This window comes from Paenibacillus sp. Y930 (genome assembly GCF_056786375.1).
In genome coordinates, this window is sequence record NZ_JBXCIX010000001.1 from 273,848 (window position 1) to 296,991 (window position 23,144).

Consider the following 23,144-nt stretch of genomic DNA (forward strand, 5'->3'; position numbering starts at 1 on the left):
ATTCATTCTGATTCAATTAATCGATAGAAACCGAATCTTGATGCATAACGTCTTGTGTCGTTTTTGGACGTCCGTATTCTTGCTCTGCTTGAGTTTCTGACTTAATGTCAATTTTCCAACCAGTTAGTTTTGCTGCAAGACGAGCGTTCTGACCTTTAATTCCTATTGCCAATGACAACTGGTAATCTGGTACGATAACACGTGCCATTTTTTCTTGTTCAAATACGTTAACTTCAATGACTTTCGATGGACTAAGTGCATTCGCAACATATTCCGCAACATCATCGGACCAACGTACAATATCGATTTTCTCACCTTTTAGCTCGTTCACGATCGTTTGAACACGTAGACCTTTAGGTCCTACACAAGATCCTACAGGATCTACTTCATGATTGCGTGAGAACACAGCAATTTTGGATCTAAAGCCTGCTTCGCGAGCCACAGAGCGAATTTCAACAACACCATCATATATTTCTGGCACTTCAAGTTCGAACAGACGCTTCAGAAGACCTGGATGTGTACGAGAAAGAATAATTTGCGGACCCTTAGTCGTATTTTCCACCTTCGTAATAAAAGCCTTCACACGATCAAGATGCTTGAATTTATCTGTCGGCATTAATTCTGTCAGCGGCAATACTGCCTCAACTTTACCTAAATCAACAAATAAATTACGTGTATCTTGTCTCTGTACAAGGCCCGTTACGATATCTTCCTCTTTATCAATAAATGCGTTATAGATTAGTCCACGCTCAGCTTCACGAATACGTTGGGTAACGACTTGTTTGGCTGTTTGGGCAGCAATACGACCAAAATCACGAGGCGTAACCTCGATCTCAGCAATATCATCTAATTGATAATGCGGGTTAACTTCACGCGCTGCATCTATTGCAATTTCTAATCTAGAGTCAAGTACATCCTCTACTACATTTTTACGAGCATATACTTTAATAATACCATTATGACGATTGATTTCTACTCTAACGTTCTGTGCCGTGTTAAAGTTTCGTTTATAACTTGAAATAAGTGCTGCTTCAATTGCATCTAAAAGCACTTCTTGGGAGATACCTTTATCTCTTGCAATCTCTTGTAGCGCCTCAATAAAATCCATACTCATTGGAAACTTGTTCCCCCTTTCATCTAATAAACGTTAGAATATAATAGCAAGACGTGCGCTTGCAACTTTAGCATAAGGTACTGTGTACTCTTTCGTGCCTACACGCACTGTAACTTCTTCACCATCAAATGCAGTAAGTTCACCTTCAAATTCCTTCATACCGTTAAGCGATTCATAGGTTGTTATGAAGACATTTTTACCTACTGATTTTTGTATATCCTCAGGTTTCTTAAGTGGTCTCTCCGCACCAGGAGAAGATACTTCAAGGAAATAAGCGCCTGATATTGGTTCTTTCGCATCAAGTTGCTCACTTACATATTCGCTAATTCGAACGCATTCATCAATATCAATGCCGCCCTCTTTATCTACAAATATGCGCAGAAACCAATTACTACCTTCCTTTATGTATTCAATATCGACCAATTCAAATCCATGTTCATTGAGAAAAGGTGATATCATAGCCTCAATTGCGGTGTTGATCGCTGATGTACTCAAATTGTGTTCCTCCTAAAACTTTTCATATCTACTGTGATATACATTCCTGCAATGAAAAGTACATCGTAAGACTAAATTTAACTTTTCATATCTACTGTGAAATGCTTCTTGCAATGAAAAGTACTTCGTAAGTTAATACTTAACTTTTCATATCTACTGTGATATACATTCCTGCAATGAAAAGTACATCGTAAGCTTATTTTCATCTATAATCTAATATGACTTCCGAAAATACAGCATGTCGAAAGTTATACTACAATTACGCGAATAAATGATTTTTGGGTTAAACAACACATAAAGAGTGGGTTTCCCCACTCTTTGATCATTAAAGCCCTATCAACATCATTGCCACAAAAATTATATCATAATCGTATACTAGTGACAAGAAATGATTTCTAGTTGCTTACAGTGCATGTCCAAAACATTCGCTTTGCGACCGATGAATGGCAGCTTAAAATAGTGAAAGTTGGTTGGATTCTGGCATCCCTCTAAAACATCCCATCGCAGTTAATAGCTCGATAATCGTCTTAGAAGCTTTTGTTCTCATCTGAAAATCTTCAATAGATAAGTACTCCCCATCATCTTTTGCTGCTGCAATATTACGTGCAGCATTTATGCCAATACCGCCTACCGCCGCAAAAGGAGGGATTAATGCTTCACCCTCTATTTGGAATTTTTCCGCGTCTGAACGATAAATGTCGATCGGTTTGTACGTAAAGCCACGTGCAGTCATTTCAAGAGACATTTCTAGCTGAGACAGCATACTTTTCTCTTTTGGTGTTGCACTGAAGCCCTTACCTTCAATCTCTTCAATCTTCTTGTAGATAGCCTCATAACCTTGACATAGCAGCTCAAGATCAAAATCATCCGCACGAACTGTAAAGTATGTCGCATAAAATTCAGCAGGGTAATAAAGCTTGAAAAATGCAGTACGAACTGCAGATATAACATATGCTGCCGCATGTGCTTTCGGGAACATGTATTCAATACGTAGACAAGAATCGATATACCACTGTGGCACCTTACAATCCTTCATATCTTGAATCCATTCAGGTGTTAATCCTTTACCTTTACGTACGCTTTCCGTAATTTTGAACGCCAATGACGCATCCATATCTGCTTTATATATTAAGTATAACATAATATCATCACGACATCCGATAACCGTCTTAATGTTACATGTGCCATTTTTAATTAATTCTTGAGCATTCCCTAACCAAACCCCAGTACCGTGAGATAAGCCTGAGATTTGCAGCAGATCGGCAAAGCTTGATGGTTGTGTCTCATGAAGCATTTGACGAACGAACTTCGTTCCCATTTCCGGTACACCATAAGTAGCAACCGCAGAACGTATTTGTTTTGCGGTTACGCCCAGTGCATCCGTCGAGTTGAATAGACTCATAACCTTCTGATCATTCATCGGAATCGTCGTCGGATCAACACCGGTAAGATCTTGCAGCATCCGCATCATTGTAGGATCATCATGACCCAAAATATCGAGCTTCAATAAGTTTTCATCAAACGCATGATAATCGAAATGAGTAGTTTTCCATTCCGCATTCACATCATCTGCTGGGAATTGTACCGGTGTAACATCCTCAACTTCCATATAATCAGGAACAACGACGATTCCCCCTGGATGCTGACCAGTACTTCGCTTAACTCCAGTGCAACCACTAGCTAATCGAACAATTTCCGCATTGCGCCATTTTTTACCATGCTCTTCTTCATATTTCTTTGCAAAACCATAGGCTGTTTTATCGGCAACTGTACCAATTGTGCCCGCACGAAACACATTTTTTTCGCCAAACAGCTCTTTTGTATAGTTATGAGCAATAGGCTGGTAATCACCTGAGAAGTTAAGATCGATATCGGGTACTTTATCCCCTTTAAATCCTAAAAACGTTTCAAACGGGATATCATGGCCTTCACCTTTCATCGGTTTACCGCATTGAGGACAGTCCTTATTAATCAAGTCAAAACCACTCGGTATGCTGCCATCTAAAAACCAATCGCTATGTCTACAGTCTGAATTCAAACATAAATAGTGCGATGGCAATGGATTAACCTCGGAAATACCAAGGAACATCGCAACGACTGATGAACCAACTGAACCTCGTGATCCTACAAGATAGCCATCTGCATTTGATTTTTTAACTAATTTCATCGAAATTAAATAGTTGGCCGAAAATTTAAATTTGATAATTGGAACAAGCTCTTTCTCAAGGCGATCAATGACAACTTGCGGCAGCTGCTCACCGTACATTGATTTGGCAGTATCGTAGCATATATTACGAATATCCTCATCTGCACCTTCAAGAATCGGTGTAAACAACTCACTAGGAAACATATCATATGCTTCAAAGCGCTCAGCCAATTCATTCGTATTCGTAATGACGACTTCATAAGCAATTTCTTCACCTAGAAAAGCAAATTCCTTCAGCATTTCATCGGTTGTTCGGAAATGTGCATCTGGCTTGCGCATACTTTTCAGTGGACTAAATCCAGTAATACCTAGTATTGTAATCTCGCGATATATTTTATCCATTGGGTTAAGATAATGAACGTTGCCGGTAGCAATAACTGGTTTATTCAATTTAATACCAATTTGATACACTCTTCTCAGTGCCTGTTCTATATCCGCACGCGAGCCAACTAATCCTTTATCAACTAAATGCATATAGAAATCTATCGGTTGAATTTCTAACACATCATAGAACTGTGCAACCTCTTCCGCTTCCTCTTGCGATTTATTGAGCACCGTCTCAAAAAACTCACCCTTTTCACAGCCAGATATAACTAGTAGCCCTTCACGATGAGCCATTAGTTTACTTTTGGGAATGGTAGCTACTTTTTTGAAATGCTCTGTATGAGAAAGTGAAATTAGCTTGAACAAATTTTTCTTCCCTACTGCATTAAGCGCGTAGACGGAGGAATGGAATGGTCTTGCATTAGAAAGATCAAGACCTACGTAATCATTAAGCTGAGTTAGTTTAATAATATTTCGCTCTGTTGCATCTTTTATTAGCCCATTCAATATTCCACCAAGTGCAATCGTATCGTCGATGGCACGGTGATGATTATCAAGACTAACTTTATATTTATCAGCTAACGTATTCAACCGATGATTTTTCATAGTTGGGTAAATTAAACGGGCTAGTTCAAGCGTGTCTAGCACAGGATTTTTCACTTCTGGAAAACCTAATGTTTTACAATTCGCTTGAATAAATCCAATATCGAAGCGAGCATTATGGGCAACTAGCACATCATCGCCTATATATTCAATAAACGCCTTCAATGTAGGTTCAAGCTCTGGAGCATCAACAACCATGTCATCGGTTATATTGGTTAATTGCTGAATATTGTATGGAATTCTCTGATGGGGATTTATGAACGATGTAAAACGATCAATTTCTTCTCCATCTTTCATTCGTATACCAGCAATTTCAATGATTTTATTGTTAATGACAGATAGCCCAGTAGTCTCGAGATCGAATACGACGTAAGTTGTATCTACTAATGATAATGGTTGTGCATTAAGGACAATCGGAACTGCATCATTAACTAAGTTCGCTTCCAAGCCGAACATGACTTTCATATCATGTTTCTTAGCTGCTTTCACAGCGTCTGGGTAGCATTGTATATTGCTATGATCTGTTACAGCGATCGCTTTATGACCCCATTTGGCAGCCATCGCTACATAATCGCTAATATGTGTGACCGCATCCATCGTACTCATCGTCGTATGAAGATGGAATTCCACACGTTTTTCCTTCGCATAGTCCATCCGACTTGGCGGAGCATTTACTTCATGAAGATCATTAGGAATCATGACAAGCTCAGGCTCTTGCATAAAGCGATCGTACTCTACTTTTCCGCGAGCTTTGATCCACTTACCATTTTTCAGTTTACTTAAAATCTTAACATCATCTTTCGTCTTAGCAAAAACTTTCATCGACAAAGAGTCCGTAAAATCAGTCAAATAAAACGTAAATAATGTACTTCCGTTACGTAATTCTTTCTTATCCAGTGAGAAAACTGAGCCTTGTACAGCAATTTTCTTTTCTTCATCGACAATATTCATAAGTGGAATAGCTTCATCACGAATATCATAGCCAATCGCAAGACGGATGACTTCTTCATTGCTCGGAGTCTCTTCTTCATCAACTTCAACAGGCACTTCAGCCATAAGTTGTGATATCGCTTCGCTATCTTCTTGCTGAATTTCATCGCGGAATTGCTCATAAATTTCTTGCTTACTTTCAGAAAGAATAAGTTTAACCGTGATGTCTCGTGAGAAATAATTTTGATAGAAATTACTCACTTCTTCATCTATTTTTTTCTTCTTTGCTAGCTCTAATCCTGTATGATCCATTAATCCAATCGTTAGTAACTTGTCGGCAACTACAATATCCGCTCTTTGCATCCAACCATTAACTGATGCAACATTTTTCTGGGCCCACTCGAGAAACACCGGCCAATATTGCATCACAATATTTTCAGTTTCTACGATCGACTCATAATTAAATCTAAACGATGTGCTCGCGATATGAGCAAACTTTTTACGAACTTGATGTGTTAAGCCATTATATGCCTGTAAAGGAACTAAAGACGTCTTGCGTATGCAAAACGTCCAGTCATTGTTGAGCTTATTGACGATGACTTGATCAATGTACCCATCTTCAAAATAAGCTTGAATGAGTTCCTGCGGCAGCCCTGACTGTTCTAACAACATCTCAAAGCGCTGACGCTTACCGTCGGCATGGTTCATCATTATCCACTCCTGACGTTAGATCATTTTATTACTAATAAGCTCTGGCGAAGATTACTGTATGTTTCGCTTCATCATTACACACAAGGCAACTAGATTTCGGAGTATCCGGCTCGAATGGAATGTTACGACTCGTCGCACCCGTCTCATCTTTTACCGTTTTCTCACAAGCGGCAGAACCACACCAGCCAGCTTCAACAAATCCACGTTTTTTCTCCATAGCTGCTTTCATCTCATCTAGCGTATCTACTGAATAAGAATTTTCTTGACGGAATGCTAGCGCACGATCGTACATCTCTTGTTGTGTTTCTGCAAGAAGCTTCTCTACTTCAGCAACTAGATCTGTTTGAAGTACTGCACGTTTCTCACCAGTTATACGGGAAACAAGCATAACTTGTCCATTATCCATATCGCGAGGACCAAGTTCAAGACGAACTGGGATTCCACGCATTTCATATTCATTGAATTTCCAGCCTGGACTAACATCAGAACGATCATCTACACGAACGCGAATTCCTGCTTTTTTCAGTTCAGTATACAATTCATCAACACGTCCAACGACAGCATCTCTCGTTTTGGCAGGTCCAATTGGAAGCATAATAACTTGAGTCGGAGCAATCTTAGGCGGCAATGCAAGACCACGATCATCACCGTGAACCATAATTAATGCACCAATCAACCTTGTACTTACACCCCAAGATGTTGTATGACAATATTGCAATTCATTGTTGCGATCCAAATATTTAATATCAAAGGCAACAGCGAACTTTTCACCAAGATAATGCGATGTACCTGCTTGTACTGCTTTACCATCCTTCATCATTGCCTCTATGGAATAAGTATCCACAGCACCAGCAAAGCGCTCAGATGGCGTTTTTTCGCCTTTAATAACAGGAATCGCTAGAAATTCCTCTACAAAATCTGTATAAATATCAAGCATTTGGCGTGTTTCTTGACGTGCTTCTTCTTCGTTTTCATGCGCAGTATGTCCTTCTTGCCATAGGAACTCACTTGTACGAAGAAATGGAAGTGTTCTTTTCTCCCAACGAACAACGTTTGCCCACTGGTTAATTAGAACAGGTAGATCACGATAAGATTGAATCCATTTGGAATACATATGTCCGAACATCGTTTCAGAAGTAGGGCGAATCGCTAGACGTTCCTCTAGCACTTCACCTGCCGCTTCTGTTACCCATGGCAATTCAGGGTTGAAGCCTTCAACATGTTCCTTCTCCTTTTGGAAGAAGCTCTCTGGAATGAACAATGGAAAATAAGCATTTCTATGTCCTGTTTCTTTGAAACGACGGTCAAGATCCTTCTGGATATTTTCCCATATCTCATAACCCTCAGGTCTGAAAATGATACAACCACGGACTGGAGAATAATCCATTAATTCCGCCTTTTTAATTACATCGATATACCATTTAGAAAAGTCCTCAGATTGAGGTGTAATCTCTGTTACAAATTGTTTATCCTTAGCCATATGCTAGAATTACTCCCCTCTAATTAATCTCAAAATATCATTATATGTGACGACAAGCATTAATAACATGAGCATTGCAAAACCAATAAAGTGAACAAATGCTTCTTTGTTCGGGTTAATCGGCTTACGACGAATCGCTTCAAGTCCGATAAATAACAATCTACTACCGTCTAGTGCTGGGACAGGCAATAAATTAAATATTCCTAAGTATAGACTAAGCACTGCAGTCCAACTCGTCAACTGTACAATACCTTGGCGAGCAATTTGACTCGTAATTTCAGCAGTACGAACTGGTCCACCAAGATCATCTAGCTTAAACTGACCTGTAACTAGCATTTTTAAGCCGTCAAAGATCATTATTGTCATATCCTTCATTAATGTACCAGCCTCGGTAAATGTCTCCGCAAAACCTGCTGTGCGTGTACCATAACTTGCTGCAACACCGATTTTACCGTCTCCTGCATCATCAGGAAGCGGAGTGACGCTAATGCTTTGTGCTACACCTTCACGCTCAATATTAATTTCGATCGATTTATCAGGATTTTCAGCAATGATATCAATCATTCTTCCAAAATCAGTACCGATTGCTTCACCATTAACAGTTACGATTTTATCTCCGACCTGCAAATTCGCCACAGCGGCTGGCGATTGTTGATTAGGAATTTCACCAACTAAAATACTATCCTTAATTCCAGCCATCTGAATATAGACTAGGAACAAGACAAAAGCCAATATAAAGTTCATTAGCGGACCAGCAAAAATTGCCATTGCCCGTTTGCCAACCGATTTACTAGAAAAATGACGATCGATTGGAGCGATCTGAGTTTCATTCCCTCTAGCTATAACTAAAGCCTGTGGATGAATACTATATTTTTCCACTTCACCATCGATATCAAGATCGATATGTAATTGGCGTTCTAAATCTACGGAGACCACTTCACCACGGATCGATTCACTACGTTCATCGAGACGATCCAAATAGATCCGATGTACAACCCCATCCTTTAACCTTACAGCTATCGTCTGTCCCGTCTGTACTTCGACGATTTCTGGATCTTCGCCAGCCATCCGCACGTAACCACCTGCTGGAACTAAACGAAGCGTAAACTTCGTCTCACCACGCTTGAACGAGAACAGTTTGGGTCCAAAACCAATTGCGAATTCCCTTACAAGAATACCCGCTCGCTTGGCGAAGTAATAATGACCCCATTCATGGATCGTAACAATTACGAAGAATACTAATACCGTTAATAGCACTGTTTGAATCATTTGCATACTTTCTCATAGCCTCCCGTTGTTACGGCCTGTACATAGATTATCATTATTCTACTGCGAGACACAAGAGAACTACCCTTTACAATTAAATTCGAGCGGCAATTGTTCTTGCTTCTTGATCGACAGCAATGATGGCCTCAATACTATCAACTTTGCAGCTATGATGTTGCGAGAGAACAGACTCTACAACATTTTCGATGGCTAAAAATGATATTTCACCACGTAAAAATCGTTCAACAGCAATTTCATTGGCAGCATTGAACACTGTAGGAGCAGACAAACCTACTCTTCCACATTCAAAAGCCAATCTCAACATTGGATATCGCTCGAAATCCATATGACGGAAATTAAGTTTGCTAATAGAAGCTAAATCTAATCGATCCGTACGTGTTGCAATTCGCTCAGGATATGTTAATGCGTATTGAATCGGCACTCTCATATCAGGCATTCCAAGCTGAGCAATTACACTACGATCGTTGAATTCAACATACGAATGAATAATACTTTCCGGATGTATAATCACTTTGATCTGATCATAGCTGAGATTGAACAACCAATGAGCTTCGATTACTTCAAGACCTTTATTCGCCATAGTAGCCGAATCTATCGTTATCTTCGCGCCCATCGACCAATTGGGATGGTTCAATGCTTGCTCTACCGTAACATTCGCTAATTGCTCTCTAGAATAATCACGGAACGAACCGCCCGAGGCAGTTAATGTAATATGATCAATGCTACTTATCGATTCACCGTTAAGGCATTGAAAAATAGCAGAATGTTCGCTATCGATCGGTAAGATCGCAACTTGTTTCTTTCTAGCTCGCTCCATAACGATATGTCCTGCCGTTACAAGCGTTTCTTTGTTAGCTAGTCCGATTGTCTTACCTTCGTCGATCGCTGCTAATGTAGCAGGCAACCCACGGCTTCCTAGTATTGCGGTAACAACGATGTCGGCATCTGAAACAGTCGCCACTTCGATTAAGCCTTCTTCTCCATATACAACATTAATATCAGGAGGAATATGTAATTTTAATTGCTCTGCAAGTTCTTTTGTTGCAACGCTTATGACTTGAGGTTTATACTTTTGCGCTTGCTGTATTAATCTTTCAATATTACTACCAGCGGAAAGTGCAACTACTTCAAATTTATCAGGATGCTGATCAACGACATCTAATGTTTGCGTACCTATTGATCCTGTTGACCCTAGCAGTGAAATTTTTTTCAAGATATACCCTCCACCTTAGACAGGAATAAGCCCAGTTAACACTAATATTGGAAAAACAATGATCCAACTATCTGTGCGATCAATTATCCCGCCATGACCAGGCATTATATTACCCATGTCTTTAATTCCACGTACGCGCTTGTAAGCGGATTGAATTAAATCACCGAATTGTCCTGCTACAGCAGCAACCATACCAATCACGATTGCACGCCACATTTCAATTAGATCAGGAGCAAATAGTGCAAAAATGACAGCAACAATAACGGAACTAACAACCCCGCCAATTGCACCTTCTATCGTCTTGTTAGGACTTATTAATGGCCATAGTTTATGTTTTCCAAATGCACGCCCAGAGAAATACGCACCAATATCCGATGCCCATATGACACAAAATGCTAGTATACTCCACCATAAACCATGCTGTTCAAGTAGGCGAACATCGATCATCGACGCAAAGCCGATACCTATATACACTGTGCCCAAATAACTTACAGCTACTTCATCAATCGTATACTTATTTTTGGATAATACCGTAAACGCAAATAGCACAAACATAAGTAACCATATCATCGTTTGATCAGTAATCCACTTCAAGCCATAATGCTCATAAGGAAATACAAGCGCTAATAATCCGACGACCGAAATGATATGTATCGGATTACTCCAGCTTAATTTATTCATACGAGTAAATTCAAACAATCCAATAATCGCCATTAGAAGTACTAATACTGAATATAGTGGACCCCCGACAATTAATAAACCAATAAAAAAAGCACCAAATAATAGACCAGTAACCATTCTTTGCTTCATTACAAAATTTCACCTCGAATGATGAGACTATACACCGCCGAAACGGCGAGCTCGCCGCTGATATTCTTCTATCGCTGCAGTGAAATGCTCTTCAGAGAATTCAGGCCAGTATACATCTGTGAAATAAAATTCGCTGTACGCTAATTGCCAGAGCATAAAGTTACTTAATCTAACCTCACCACTAGTACGAATTAGCAAATCTGGATCTGGCATTTGCTCTGATTGCATATATGAGGATAGTAATTCCTCATCGATATCGTCTAATTGAATTTGCTGTTGTGCGACTTGAGATGCAATAAGTTTAACGGCTTCAATAATTTCCAATCTTCCCCCATAATTCAAGGCGAAATTCAGAACAAGCCCAGTGTTTTTAGCTGTTTTTCTCATCGCTACTTCTACAGCAGCTCTAGTATGAGCAGGAAGGTTTTCAATGTCGCCCATCATACGTACTTGAACATTATTTTCCATTAACTCATCAATTTCCATTTCGAGAAATTGTTGCGGTAACTTCATTAGAAAGTCAACTTCTTCTTTTGGGCGTTTCCAATTTTCAGTTGAAAAAGCATACATTGTTAAATACTTCACACCTAGATGACTAGCAGCCATCGTAATTCTCTTCACTGTTTTCATACCGGAACGATGTCCCGCAATCCGAGGAAGCCCCTTTTTCTTAGCCCATCGTCCATTACCATCCATTATAATTGCAATATGAACTGGAATGTTGTCAGATTTCAAGGTTTGTTCTGAAACAGATAATTTCTCATTTTTTCTGGACCAAAGACGCTTAATCAATTAGCTCTCCCCCCGACAAAATCAAAGAATATTGTCCATTTATTGAAAGAACCCCACCTTATGGAGGGGCACTAATCATTAAACTTCCAATATTTCTTTTTCTTTTGTAGCTAATACTTTATCGCTTTCAGCAATGAATTTATCAGTTAGTTTCTGAACATCATCTTGAAAACGTTTGGATTCATCTTCAGAAATCTCAGATTTCTCAAGTTTTTTAATGCTATCATTAGCATCGCGACGAACATTACGAATGGCTACTTTTGCTTCTTCAGCAATTTTTTTCGCTGTTTTCACAAGCTCCATACGACGTTCTTCCGTAAGCATTGGTACAGACAAACGAATCGTACCACCATCATTAGATGGTGTCATGCCTACATCCGATTTCATAATCGCACGTTCTATCTCACTTACAGAGGATTTATCCCATGGTTGAATAATTATTGTTCTAGAATCCGGAGTTGTAATATTTGCTAATTGATTCAACGGTGTTGTTGCACCATAGTATTCAACTTGAATACGATCCAAAAGAGCTGGACTAGCTTTACCAGCACGTAGCGTAGCAAATTCACGCTTCAATGAACTGATCGCTTTTTCCATTCTCTCTTCAGCAGATGTCTTAATTTCTTGTGACATTACTTCCCACTCCCTTTTACAATAGTACCAATCTTTTCACCTAATACGACACGTTTAATATTGCCGTTTTCGGTGATCGAAAATACGATAAGAGGAATATTATTATCCATACATAAAGATGTTGAAGTAGAATCCATAACACCTAGATTACGATTCAACACTTCCATGTACGTCAATTCTTCAAATTTCTCAGCTGTTTCATCTATGAATGGATCAGCAGAGTATACACCATCAACTTTATTTTTCGCCATTAGGATAACTTCTGCTTCAATTTCAGCAGCACGAAGCGCAGCTGTTGTATCTGTAGAGAAGAATGGGTTACCTGTACCAGCTGCGAAAATAACGACGCGGCCTTTTTCAAGGTGACGAATAGCGCGGCGGCGAATGTAAGGCTCAGCAATTTGTTGCATTGCGATTGAGGTTTGTACACGTGTTGGCACATCAATTTGTTCTAATGCGTCTTGAAGAGCTAAGGAATTCATAACTGTCGCTAACATTCCCATATAATCAGCTGTTGCACGATCAATACCTTTCGCAGTACCAGCGATACCACGCCAAATATTTCCACCACCAACTACGATTGCTACTTCTACACCAAGTGCGATTACTTCTTTAACTTGGCTTGCAATAGAAGAAATGACTGTTGCTTCAATTCCATATCCTTCTTGACCTGCTAGTGACTCACCACTAACTTTCAATACGATGCGTTTAAATACTGGATGCTCCAACTTTTATACCTCCATCTTACACCTCTTTAACGAGGTCTTCAATTATATTGCGATGATACAAGTAAGGCGGGGCAGACGCCCCGCCCCTCTATCCTTGAGTTCGGATTAATTATTGATTTGAGCCATTACTTCTTCAGCGAAGTTTTCAACTTTTTTCTCTAAACCTTCACCTAGTTCGAAACGAACGAAACGACGGATTGAGATATTTTCACCGATTGTGTTAATTTTTTCATTAACAAGCGCCGCGATCGTTTTGTCTGGATCTTTGATGAATGACTGTTCAAGCAAACAGAATTCCTCATAGTATTTAGAAATACGACCTTCAACCATTTTTTCAACGATTTTAGCAGGTTTGCCTTCATTAAGAGCTTGAGCAGTAAGAATTTCTTTTTCTTTCTCAATTTCTTCCGCAGAAACTTCTTCACGGCTTACGAATTTCGGGTTAGAAGCAGCAATGTGCAATGCAATATCTCTTACGAATTCCTTGAACTGATCTGTTTTTGCAACGAAGTCAGTTTCACAGTTAACTTCAACTAGAACACCGATACGACCATTACTGTGGATATAAGACTCAACTAGACCGTCAGAAGCAAGACGACCTGCTTTGTTTGCTGCAGCTGAAAGCCCTTTCTCACGTAGGAAATCAATCGCTTTATCGATATTATTGTCTGTTGCTTCTAGGGCTTTCTTGCAATCAAGCATTCCTGCCCCTGTTCTTTCACGTAATTCTTTAACTGCCTTCGCATCTACTGCCATCTAAAAAACCTCCTAAAGTTGTTTATCATATTTTAGTTCAAAAAAAAGGATGGTGAGAGGTTTTCACCATCTGACCACCCTTTGTTGTTTATATGGTTATACCCAAAACCTGCAATTAAGCAGTTGTTTGCTCACCTTGGTTAGCTTCAACGATAGCATCAGCCATTTTAGCAGTAAGCAATTTAACAGCGCGAATTGCATCGTCATTACCAGGAATAACGTAGTCAATTTCGTCTGGATCACAGTTTGTATCAACGATACCAACAATTGGGATACCCAATTTGCGAGCTTCTGCAACAGCAATACGCTCTTTACGTGGATCGATTACAAACAATGCGCTTGGTAGTTTTTTCATGTTTTTGATACCGCCAAGGAACTTCTCTAGACGATCTTGCTCTTTCTTAAGAAGAATAACTTCTTTCTTAGGAAGAACATCATAAGTACCATCTTGCTCCCACTTCTCAAGCTGTTTCAAACGATCAATACGTTTTTGAATAGTTTGGAAGTTAGTAAGTGTACCACCCAACCAACGTTGGTTGATAAAGAAGTTACCACAACGCTCAGCTTCTTCTTTAACAGAATCTTGAGCTTGTTTCTTAGTACCTACGAAAAGAACAGTACCGCCATCAGCAGCGATTGATTTGACAAAGTTATAAGCTTCATCAACTTTTTTCACTGTTTTTTGTAAATCGATAATGTAAATCCCGTTTCTTTCTGTGAAGATATAACGATCCATCTTAGGGTTCCAACGACGAGTTTGGTGACCAAAGTGCACACCAGCTTCTAGTAGTTGTTTCATGGAAATAACCGCCATATTCAACACCTCCTGTTTGGTTTTTTTATTGTGTCCGCCGCTAATCGCATTTCTCATTATCACTTTTGCATAGCAAAAGCACCAATAACAAGATTGATAAGCGTGTGTTTTTAACACCGAAAATTAATATACCATATCGTGGTTACAGAATCAACCTAAATTGTACAGCAATCGTTGATTTTATTCGATTAACGTTAATTTTTCGACATTAATTAAGTTTTTGCTCTCTTTTTCAGTTAATGGAATGCCCGATAGCAGCTTACGAATTTGCTCATCAGTACTCCCTTCCTCTACTAAAAAGAAACCAGCTCTAATTCCCGTATCACGATCTTTCAAATGTGCAGCAAAAGAAGTTGCACTTTCAATAATACTATAGCTTACAAGCAATTTCGCTGTTTTGTTCACCGATGCACCTGGATGAACACGCAATACATACCGCTTAGCAGGCTCAACAGCTACGATAGGCGGCTCTGATGACTCAATGGTATCGTCCAGTCCTGCTTGCCCCTCAACAACGGCTGCAGCAGTTGTACTAGGTGTCTGGGCCTCTAGATCAGTTTCATCATCCATCTCTAGTTCAATCTTATTCGAAGGGGTTGGTTCAATCAGGTCTCCGCCTGTCGTATTATTGATTTCATTGCTTATCTGATTAAGCTGCTTTTGACTATCTGAACCTAGATTATAAAGCTGGAGTAGCAAAGCGCCAATAATTATTCCAATTCCTACGCCGATTAATAAAGAACGCTTATGCATGACGAGCATTCTCCTCTTGCTTCGCGAGCTGTAATATTAATTGTACTTCACCTTTGTTTTTCCCAAGTTTTTTGGCAATAGCTTCTACCGATTTTCCATTTTCATACAATTCAAACAATTCTGTATATCTGCTATGTATACTGTTTTCCGGCACAATACTTTGCTTCAATTGTTCAATCTGTACGTCAAATGAAGATTGTTGCATAACATGTGTCGAACTTTCACCTGAAAAAGCAGAATTTCCAGCCAATATTGATACTTTTGCATCAAAAGCTGCATTGGCATGCGAAAGGGAAGATAGTCGCTCTTCTAATTCTGAGCACTTCTTCTCCAGTCGCATCATTTGATCTGTCTTCAAGCGATCTTCTTCGCGCATTGTTTGCAAAGAGTTTGTGAGCATTTTGACCAATCCATCATGCTCTTTCTCCATATTTTCCATAAACTGTTCGAATGACATTTCTAGTTGTTCGAATTGGGCATGATTTGAACTAGAAGTCGCTTGATTCTTCTTGTTCTTTGGTAATATCGCTGCTGTAACCGCAATAACTGCCCCTAATAAAGCGATATATTGCCAAGATTGCATAGAGTATCCCGCCTTGATTAATCTGAATTATAGTCGAATATCAAATCTATGCCCTTTATATGGATGCTTGCTGTCATCATTAAGCTCCTGGTCAAGAGCGTTATCGGTTTGTGTGCGCTTCTTAGATTTTTGTTCTTGTTGATTACCATTTTCCTGATCACGAATAAGTGCTTTATCCGTTTCCTCAACCGATTGGGCTACAGATCTTAATTCGTCAGTATGCTTCAATGCATTTGAAGCTAATATTGTCTGTTCAGTTACTGGTCTTTGCATTGCCTGCTGTTGAAGAGAACTCATCTCAGGAGTTCGCGGAACAGATAGCTGGAGATTTAATGGATTAATGCCCATATCTTGCCCCCCCAATTCATATCGTTCTAATTAATAAATTGGTACCATAACAATTTCGCCGTCTTCATACTTGAATATGATATTCGATGTGCTATCTTTGATATACCTAGTATATCGTCCAATAACGATCTTGACACCACCATATACCGTGTTTTTAACACTTACACTAGCATTTTCACTATTTTCTAGCTGCTTCTCTATTTCAAATAAGCGGTCCTTGAACTCAGTAATTGAAGTAACCGTCTGTTGCTTCGTATTAATTAGCTTTTGTCTCATAGCTAAGCGATCAGGCGTTAATTTTCCTGCTGCTGCCATTTGATCTAGAATAACAAGTGCTTTCTCGGTCCGATCCAAGTTTTCTGTATGCTCTTTCATTCCATGACGCAGTTGAACTTGTTCTTCACGCAAAGTCGGATTAACACCTACTTCAATAACTGTGTTTGTAGACATAGAATTACCTATTGTTCTTGCCGATACGCCTTCTCCTGCTTGAATCGTTCCGCCGACGATGAGTCCTTTGGAGCTACTGCATTCTACGGAATGTCCAGCTCGTACGATAGAATGCATAATGCTTTGAGATACAATAATATTATTACCTGCAATAAGAGTAGCATCTTGAATAAAGGAACACTTAATATTATTTTTGGCTTTAACCTGTCCTTTACCTGAAGCCATTATTCCGCTAGTCACTTCAATAGAGCCCTCTGACTCCAAGTCTGCACCCTCTACTCCACCAATAACGCGAATATCACCTACTGCTTTAATCTTGAAGCCTGTAAGTACATTACCACGTATTACAACTGTTCCGACAAAATCAATATTTCCAACGCGATAATCAACGTCACCATTTACTTCAAACACTGGAAACACATTAATTCTTTCTTGGTCGGTAATCGAGATCAATCCATCAATTGCAGCATATAATGCATTTCCTTCAACGTTCTTCACTACATTTTTGCCTACTTTAAATCGTGCAGACTTTCCAAGTGTAGCAGTTATTGGATCATCGGTTACACTAATACCTGCTGTTCCGTAAGTTGGAGCAATTAATTGTGCAATAAGTTGACCTCTATTAACATTATCAAGTTTCGAAATTTGTTTGAAATCAATCGTTTCTGATTCATTCGTTTCACCGATTGACACTTTGTTACTTATTTTACTTACAAAATCGACCTTACCATCTATGCCTTTACCAGGAGGAGTTCCCTTTGCGATCTCTATCTTTTGTTTCATATAAACAAGGGGATCTTTAGCTATTAATCGTAAATTGTCGTACAGTATTCCATGGACAATACCTTTTGATCTAATATATTCGTCTAGGTCTGCCACTTCATAGGATACTTGATCGGAAATATAATGAAAATTAAACAAAGCGGTTAGCTTATCAGCAGAAATTTCGATATTAATGTTGGAATCAAAAATTTGTTTGTCCATATCTATTCACCTCTCTACGATTGAAATAATTGATCTTTGTACTGCTCTAGCACTCCACGTAATCTTTGTATAGCTTTTGAATGGAGCTGAGAGATCCGTGAAGGCGACAAAGACATTACTTCAGCAATTTCACTTAACGACAAATCCTCGAAGTAAAACAACGAAACAACCGTTCGTTCTTTCTCCGTTAGTCGATCAATACCCTTCACCAAGCTTTGTTCTAAAAAGACATCATCAACTGTTGATTCCGGTCTTTTAGCGGCTGGATCTATTAAAAGAGACATTCGAGTCTCTGACTCTTCTTCGCGAAGTGGTTCCTCTAGTGAAAATATCGTAGTTACAGAAATATCCTGAACCATACTGGAAAACTCTTTTTCACTAATATCTAGATACTCACATACTTCCATATCAGTAATCGAACGCATATGACGTTGTTCTAATACTTGATACGCTTCTTCAATCTTTTTGGCCTTTTCTCTAACTGAACGAGGGACCCAATCCGCTTGACGTAATCCATCAATAATTGAACCTCGAATACGCCATGAGGCATAGGTTTCAAATTGCAAACCTCTTAAATAATCAAACTTCTCAATCGCATCAATTAAGCCCATTATACCATGACTTGCCAAATCTTCCTTAATAACATTTTTCGGCAAACCAATTGCCATTCTATTCGTAACATATTCTACTAACGGTAAATATTGTTCAATCAAATCTTTTTTGGCGTCTATCTCACCTTGTTCTCGCCATGCTCGCCACAATTCAATGTTAGTCAAATGAGGCACTTTTTGCTCGTTCATCGACTCACTCTCCTGTTAGATGACGTATTACTTTTGTCAATTCCTCAGATTCCATACTATCAGTATTTACAAGCTGAGTGGGTTTCAATGGTTGAAATTGTTCACTCAGATCTTGTGAAACTTTTACTTCATCCTTTGGAGTAGACGATTTTGTTTGTGTGATTTGTGCTCTCAAAACTTCGTTCAAGTCCTCATCTTCATCAGGTGTAACGAAATTAACATTTGTTCCTTTAAGTGATTGATCTGCTTCCGCTTCCGTAACAGCCTCCACTTCCTGACTCGGATTGATGATTACACCACATACAAAACGCACAGGAAAAGCTAGTAGAAAAAAAGTAATAAAAGCATAGGTACCTCTAATAAGAGATGTGATAAGTGGATTATTAGTTAGAGAGAACAGCATTATCAAGAAAAAACCAAATATCCCAAAACTGAGATTCCAACGCCAAGTACCAAACATTTTAAAGCTCCTTTGTTCCAAACTGTACACTACGGACGGAAAGAATACCGTTATCACTGTTAATTTCGATTGTACGTCCAAAATTACCACCAGTATCTTGTGCCAGCAATGGGATTTTATATTCCTCTAATAATAGTAAACAAGATTCTACATTACGAGGACCAATTCTTAACGTATCATTCTGTCCAGGTAAAGTAAACATTTGAGAGCCTCCAGCCATTTTCGCTCGAAGTGCATTCATACTTGCACCATTTTTCAATAGTAGCTCAATCAATCTAGGAATTGCAGTATCCGCGTATTTTGCAATATTCATGGGATTTTCTCTGGCAATGCTTGAGGAAGGCAGCATGACATGTGCCATACCAGCAAGATGCTTTCTCGGATCATAAAGTGTTAACCCTACACATGAACCAAGTCCAGTAGTCTTTAACACTTCGCCATGACTTGCGATATTCAAATCTGCCATACCGACTTTGATTAGTTTATCGCTTATCATGAACTACCTACCCCTAGAGATTGAAAGATTTTCTGGAACGAATCTGGATCTGGAATTAGAAAAAATTGACCTTCCATCGTTTTACAATCTTCAATAAATTTAGTTTCAATGAGTAATGCTGAGTCGCCCATCTGACCATAATGCATAATCCCATAGCTTAGAATAGCACCCGCCATGTCATGAGCGACAATTGGAACTGATGGCATCATTTGTAGTTTTGTGAAATCTGCCAATGATGATAAATACGATCCCACAAGAATATTACCAATTTCACATAATACAGATAACTCCATTTCGGAATACACACCATCGTTAACATGCTGTAATGGTATAAGTTGTTCCATTAAATGCTGCGCATATTCCTCTTGAATAATAAAAAACATATTACTAGGAACATCGCCTTCAACACGCAAAAACACAGCAACGACAACTTGTTCAGATCCGCCTACACGATCAGCAATTTCTTCAAAAGGCATGAGTCTTACACTTGGAACAGACATATCGACCGGCTTGTTCAATAACGTAGACAAGGCTGTAGCCGCATTACCTGCTCCTATATTGCCTACCTCCTTCAATACATCTAGTTCAAATGCTTCAAACCGGTTAAAATTTGTCACTCTCTACACCTCTAGCTGTTCAAGTTGAACAAGCTCTGAACGATTCAAAACTTCTGATAGATTCAACATAATAAGTAGTCTATCTTCCCCTATTTTTGCGATACCGTCTAAATATTTTGCTTGAATGCCCCCAACAATTTCAGGTGGCGAATTAATAGTATCTGTATCGATATCAATAACATCATTCGCGGAATCTACAATAAAGCCAACTTCCATTTCATTAACAGCTACTACAATAATACGAGTATGCTCTGTTATTTCAGTTTCCGGAAGATTGAATCGACCACTAAGGTTAAGAACTGGAACAACAATTCCACGTAAATTAATTACGCCTTTAATAAATGGAGGAGTTTTGGGAACCCTTGTGATCGGTGACATTCTTTCAATCGTTTTTACTTTGTCAACCTCAATCCCATACTCCTCGTTACCTAGACCAAATACGATTACTTTCAATTCCTCTGCCATATTTACCCCTCCTAAAACTTTTCATAATTCTCGATACACTTCCCAGTAATGAAAAGTAACATCGGAAGCATCAACTAAAACTTTTCATAAGTCTCGATATACTTCCCAGTAATGAAAAGTAACATCGGAAGCATCAACTAAAACTTTTCATAATTCTCGATACACTCCCATTAAATTGAAAATTAGCATCGGAAGCTTAAGCTTATTTAATTAAAGCGTTTGGATCGATAATAAGTGCAACTTGACCATCACCAAGAATAGTTGCGCCGGAAATACCTGAAATATTTTTCATATATTTGCCGAGTGACTTCAATACGATTTCACTTTGCCCGATAAATTCATCAATAATAATAGCTGCCCATTTCTCGCCTTTATGAATGACGATAATTTCATGTTCATTCTCAAGTTGCTCATCGAAACTAGTAGAATCAAACAAATTTGATAGAGAAATAAGTGGAATAACAGCATTCCTGAATTTAATCATTGGATTACCGTGAACAGTTAAGACGCTAGATTTGGGAATGATTGCTGTCTCCACGATTGAGCTTAGTGGAACCGCATATTTCTCGTCCCCTAGCTTAATAAGCATCGCAGAAATAATCGAAAGTGTTAATGGTAACTGAACCGAGAACTTCGTCCCTTTTCCTTGGACGGATGTAACAGAGACATTACCACCTAATGAAGTAATCTTCGTACGCACAACATCTAAGCCCACACCACGACCAGAAATATCTGAAATCGAATCAGCAGTACTGAAACCAGCTGCAAAAATTAACATATGAATTTCATCATCTGATAGTTTGCTAGCATCCTCTGGCTTCACAACACCTTTGCTAATTGCTTTTTCTAATATTTTTTGTTTATTAATTCCTTTACCATCTTCTTCAACTTCAATAAACACATGGTTTCCACTATGGAATGCACGTAAATGTACAGTACCCATTTCTGACTTACCAGCTGCGATACGTTCACTTACTGTTTCGATACCATGGTCTGCTGAATTACGTAATAAATGTACGAGTGGATCCCCAATTTCATCAATAACCGTACGGTCAAGTTCCGTTTCCGCACCAGTAATAATGAGATCAATCTTTTTATCAAGTGATTTGGCAATATCACGGATCATACGTGGGAAACGGTTAAATACGGTGTCAACGGGAACCATTCTTAGTTTCAACACAATATTTTGCAAATCAGAACTAACACGAGCCATATGCTCGACAGTTTCCGACAAATCACTACGTTTAATCTCACTAGCTAATTGTTCCAAACGTACACGGTCAATTAACATTTCACTGAATAAATTCATCAATGAATCCAATCGATCAATATCAACACGAATGGTACGATTTGCTACAGCCGCTTGTGAACTTGGCTTCGCATTTTTCTTCTCTTCTAAGTGTGCTACTTGCGCTTCCGCTGGACTAGTAGTTGCTCCAGTAGATTCAGATGCTAGATTTTTATTAGTAGGTGTATCAGAATATGAAAGCGATGTTAGTGATTCTTCATCAATTATAGATACTTCTACACTCTCTATTTCCGAAATTTTATTAATTTTAGCTACAATTTCCTCTGAGCTTACTTGTGAAATTATAAATACTACAAAGGATCTATCGAATTTTTCTTGTTCCAGTGCTTCTACAGATGGCTCCGACTTTACGATTTCTCCGGAACTTTCTAGTACATCGAATACCATGTATGAACGAGCTGCTTTCAGCACACAACTCTCCGTTAAAGTAATCTTCACATGAAATACTTGATGACCACTTTCAATCGATTGCTTCAATACTGATGACTGAAACTGGTCTAGCATTGCATTACTATTATTCGTTGTTACTGAAGAAGTTTGAGCGGTTGCAGAAATATCTGCTGCACCATCTATTTTATGATCACCTTTGACGATTTTCACAAGATCGGCTACAATCGCAGACACATCTGCCTTACCCGTTCCACCTTGTACAATATCCTGCACCATCGTTTCAAGTGCATCTAAACCTTTGAATAAAGTATCAAAAATAAAACTGTCCATTTTCAGTTTAACGTTACGAACCAGATCAAGGACATTTTCCATCTCATGAGTTAACGATGCAAGATCTTCGTACCCCATCGTTGCAGACATTCCCTTAAGTGTATGCGCAGAGCGGAAAATATCTTGTACAATTGATATATCCTCAGGGTCGCTTTCTAGTTTCATTAAGTTATCATTTAACGCTTGCAGGTGATCATTCGATTCGTCAATAAACATTGATAAATAAGCATTCATATCCATTACATGACACCTCCTATTAGTTT

22 protein-coding genes are annotated in these 23,144 nt (G+C 38.9%); all 22 read right to left on the reverse strand.

The features are described from left to right. Positions 1-16 precede the first annotated feature (16 nt). Entirely contained in the window at positions 17-1,114 is a 1,098-nt protein-coding gene (gene nusA / locus AC1TO5_RS01370; RefSeq protein ID WP_482060991.1) for a transcription termination factor NusA, read from the reverse strand. 33 nt (positions 1,115-1,147) lie between these two features. Next, positions 1,148-1,609: a ribosome maturation factor RimP gene (rimP, locus tag AC1TO5_RS01375; RefSeq protein ID WP_482060992.1), complete on the reverse strand. Its 462-nt coding sequence runs from the start codon at positions 1,607-1,609 to the stop codon at positions 1,148-1,150. Between the two features lie 451 nt (positions 1,610-2,060). Beyond that, entirely contained in the window at positions 2,061-6,380 is a 4,320-nt protein-coding gene (locus tag AC1TO5_RS01380; protein ID WP_482061798.1) for a PolC-type DNA polymerase III, read from the reverse strand. A gap of 34 nt (positions 6,381-6,414) precedes the next feature. After that, the gene (gene proS, locus AC1TO5_RS01385) at positions 6,415-7,863 is read right to left on the reverse strand and encodes a proline--tRNA ligase (RefSeq protein ID WP_482060993.1); all 1,449 of its coding nucleotides are present in this window, start codon (positions 7,861-7,863) and stop codon (positions 6,415-6,417) included. A gap of 9 nt (positions 7,864-7,872) precedes the next feature. Next, positions 7,873-9,138, reverse strand: coding sequence for an RIP metalloprotease RseP (gene rseP / locus AC1TO5_RS01390; protein WP_482060994.1), 1,266 nt, complete (start codon positions 9,136-9,138; stop codon positions 7,873-7,875). Positions 9,139-9,223: 85 nt separating this feature from the next. Beyond that, a complete protein-coding gene (locus AC1TO5_RS01395; protein ID WP_482060995.1) occupies positions 9,224-10,363 on the reverse strand; it encodes a 1-deoxy-D-xylulose-5-phosphate reductoisomerase in 1,140 nt (379 codons plus the stop codon). 15 nt (positions 10,364-10,378) lie between these two features. Continuing rightward, positions 10,379-11,173, reverse strand: a complete 795-nt coding sequence (locus AC1TO5_RS01400; protein ID WP_482060996.1) for a phosphatidate cytidylyltransferase — start codon at positions 11,171-11,173, stop codon at positions 10,379-10,381. 27 nt (positions 11,174-11,200) lie between these two features. Beyond that, on the reverse strand, positions 11,201-11,965 hold the full coding sequence (locus AC1TO5_RS01405; protein ID WP_482060997.1) for an isoprenyl transferase: 765 nt from the start codon (positions 11,963-11,965) through the stop codon (positions 11,201-11,203). 78 nt (positions 11,966-12,043) lie between these two features. After that, on the reverse strand, positions 12,044-12,598 hold the full coding sequence (frr, locus tag AC1TO5_RS01410; RefSeq protein WP_482060998.1) for a ribosome recycling factor: 555 nt from the start codon (positions 12,596-12,598) through the stop codon (positions 12,044-12,046). Then, positions 12,598-13,326, reverse strand: coding sequence for a UMP kinase (gene pyrH, locus AC1TO5_RS01415; protein ID WP_482060999.1), 729 nt, complete (start codon positions 13,324-13,326; stop codon positions 12,598-12,600). Before pyrH ends, frr begins: the two co-directional genes overlap by 1 nt. 105 nt (positions 13,327-13,431) lie before the next feature. After that, on the reverse strand, positions 13,432-14,082 hold the full coding sequence (gene tsf / locus AC1TO5_RS01420; RefSeq protein ID WP_482061000.1) for a translation elongation factor Ts: 651 nt from the start codon (positions 14,080-14,082) through the stop codon (positions 13,432-13,434). A gap of 115 nt (positions 14,083-14,197) precedes the next feature. Further along, a complete protein-coding gene (gene rpsB / locus AC1TO5_RS01425) occupies positions 14,198-14,896 on the reverse strand; it encodes a 30S ribosomal protein S2 (protein ID WP_482061001.1) in 699 nt (232 codons plus the stop codon). 180 nt (positions 14,897-15,076) lie between these two features. Continuing rightward, positions 15,077-15,649 carry a hypothetical protein gene (locus AC1TO5_RS01430; protein WP_482061002.1) on the reverse strand — a complete coding sequence of 191 codons (573 nt, stop codon included), beginning with the start codon at positions 15,647-15,649 and terminating at the stop codon, positions 15,077-15,079. Then, on the reverse strand, positions 15,642-16,232 hold the full coding sequence (locus AC1TO5_RS01435) for a DUF6115 domain-containing protein (protein WP_482061003.1): 591 nt from the start codon (positions 16,230-16,232) through the stop codon (positions 15,642-15,644). Before AC1TO5_RS01435 ends, AC1TO5_RS01430 begins: the two co-directional genes overlap by 8 nt. A 27-nt stretch (positions 16,233-16,259) precedes the next feature. Continuing rightward, complete coding sequence (locus tag AC1TO5_RS01440) at positions 16,260-16,580, reverse strand: hypothetical protein (protein ID WP_482061004.1); 321 nt, start codon at positions 16,578-16,580, stop codon at positions 16,260-16,262. Positions 16,581-16,610: 30 nt separating this feature from the next. Continuing rightward, positions 16,611-18,014, reverse strand: coding sequence for a DUF342 domain-containing protein (locus tag AC1TO5_RS01445; protein ID WP_482061005.1), 1,404 nt, complete (start codon positions 18,012-18,014; stop codon positions 16,611-16,613). Positions 18,015-18,028: 14 nt separating this feature from the next. After that, positions 18,029-18,814, reverse strand: a complete 786-nt coding sequence (locus tag AC1TO5_RS01450) for a FliA/WhiG family RNA polymerase sigma factor (RefSeq protein ID WP_482061006.1) — start codon at positions 18,812-18,814, stop codon at positions 18,029-18,031. A 4-nt stretch (positions 18,815-18,818) separates the two neighbouring features. Next, positions 18,819-19,274 carry a hypothetical protein gene (locus tag AC1TO5_RS01455; protein ID WP_482061007.1) on the reverse strand — a complete coding sequence of 152 codons (456 nt, stop codon included), beginning with the start codon at positions 19,272-19,274 and terminating at the stop codon, positions 18,819-18,821. A 1-nt stretch (position 19,275) separates the two neighbouring features. After that, complete coding sequence (locus AC1TO5_RS01460) at positions 19,276-19,770, reverse strand: chemotaxis protein CheD (RefSeq protein WP_482061008.1); 495 nt, start codon at positions 19,768-19,770, stop codon at positions 19,276-19,278. Beyond that, a complete protein-coding gene (locus AC1TO5_RS01465) occupies positions 19,767-20,387 on the reverse strand; it encodes a chemotaxis protein CheC (RefSeq protein ID WP_482061009.1) in 621 nt (206 codons plus the stop codon). Before AC1TO5_RS01465 ends, AC1TO5_RS01460 begins: the two co-directional genes overlap by 4 nt. Before the next feature lie 3 nt (positions 20,388-20,390). Next, a complete protein-coding gene (locus AC1TO5_RS01470) occupies positions 20,391-20,852 on the reverse strand; it encodes a chemotaxis protein CheW (RefSeq protein ID WP_482061010.1) in 462 nt (153 codons plus the stop codon). 202 nt (positions 20,853-21,054) lie between these two features. Further along, positions 21,055-23,121, reverse strand: coding sequence for a chemotaxis protein CheW (locus AC1TO5_RS01475; protein WP_482061011.1), 2,067 nt, complete (start codon positions 23,119-23,121; stop codon positions 21,055-21,057). Positions 23,122-23,144 lie beyond the last annotated feature (23 nt).

What these genes read in the sequence shown, in the direction of transcription:
- nusA (WP_482060991.1), bottom strand. Translation starts at nt 1,114, where the DNA reads ATGAGTATGGATTTTATTGAGGCGCTACAAGAGATTGCAAGAGATAAA.
- AC1TO5_RS01380 (WP_482061798.1), bottom strand. Translation starts at nt 6,380, where the DNA reads ATGAACCATGCCGACGGTAAGCGTCAGCGCTTTGAGATGTTGTTAGAA.
- proS (WP_482060993.1), bottom strand. Translation starts at nt 7,863, where the DNA reads ATGGCTAAGGATAAACAATTTGTAACAGAGATTACACCTCAATCTGAG.
- rseP (WP_482060994.1), bottom strand. Translation starts at nt 9,138, where the DNA reads ATGCAAATGATTCAAACAGTGCTATTAACGGTATTAGTATTCTTCGTA.
- AC1TO5_RS01400 (WP_482060996.1), bottom strand. Translation starts at nt 11,173, where the DNA reads ATGAAGCAAAGAATGGTTACTGGTCTATTATTTGGTGCTTTTTTTATT.
- frr (WP_482060998.1), bottom strand. Translation starts at nt 12,598, where the DNA reads ATGTCACAAGAAATTAAGACATCTGCTGAAGAGAGAATGGAAAAAGCG.
- tsf (WP_482061000.1), bottom strand. Translation starts at nt 14,082, where the DNA reads ATGGCAGTAGATGCGAAGGCAGTTAAAGAATTACGTGAAAGAACAGGG.
- rpsB (WP_482061001.1), bottom strand. Translation starts at nt 14,896, where the DNA reads ATGGCGGTTATTTCCATGAAACAACTACTAGAAGCTGGTGTGCACTTT.
- AC1TO5_RS01430 (WP_482061002.1), bottom strand. Translation starts at nt 15,649, where the DNA reads ATGCATAAGCGTTCTTTATTAATCGGCGTAGGAATTGGAATAATTATT.
- AC1TO5_RS01435 (WP_482061003.1), bottom strand. Translation starts at nt 16,232, where the DNA reads ATGCAATCTTGGCAATATATCGCTTTATTAGGGGCAGTTATTGCGGTT.
- AC1TO5_RS01440 (WP_482061004.1), bottom strand. Translation starts at nt 16,580, where the DNA reads ATGGGCATTAATCCATTAAATCTCCAGCTATCTGTTCCGCGAACTCCT.
- AC1TO5_RS01445 (WP_482061005.1), bottom strand. Translation starts at nt 18,014, where the DNA reads ATGGACAAACAAATTTTTGATTCCAACATTAATATCGAAATTTCTGCT.
- AC1TO5_RS01450 (WP_482061006.1), bottom strand. Translation starts at nt 18,814, where the DNA reads ATGAACGAGCAAAAAGTGCCTCATTTGACTAACATTGAATTGTGGCGA.
- AC1TO5_RS01455 (WP_482061007.1), bottom strand. Translation starts at nt 19,274, where the DNA reads ATGTTTGGTACTTGGCGTTGGAATCTCAGTTTTGGGATATTTGGTTTT.
- AC1TO5_RS01460 (WP_482061008.1), bottom strand. Translation starts at nt 19,770, where the DNA reads ATGATAAGCGATAAACTAATCAAAGTCGGTATGGCAGATTTGAATATC.
- AC1TO5_RS01470 (WP_482061010.1), bottom strand. Translation starts at nt 20,852, where the DNA reads ATGGCAGAGGAATTGAAAGTAATCGTATTTGGTCTAGGTAACGAGGAG.
- AC1TO5_RS01475 (WP_482061011.1), bottom strand. Translation starts at nt 23,121, where the DNA reads ATGGATATGAATGCTTATTTATCAATGTTTATTGACGAATCGAATGAT.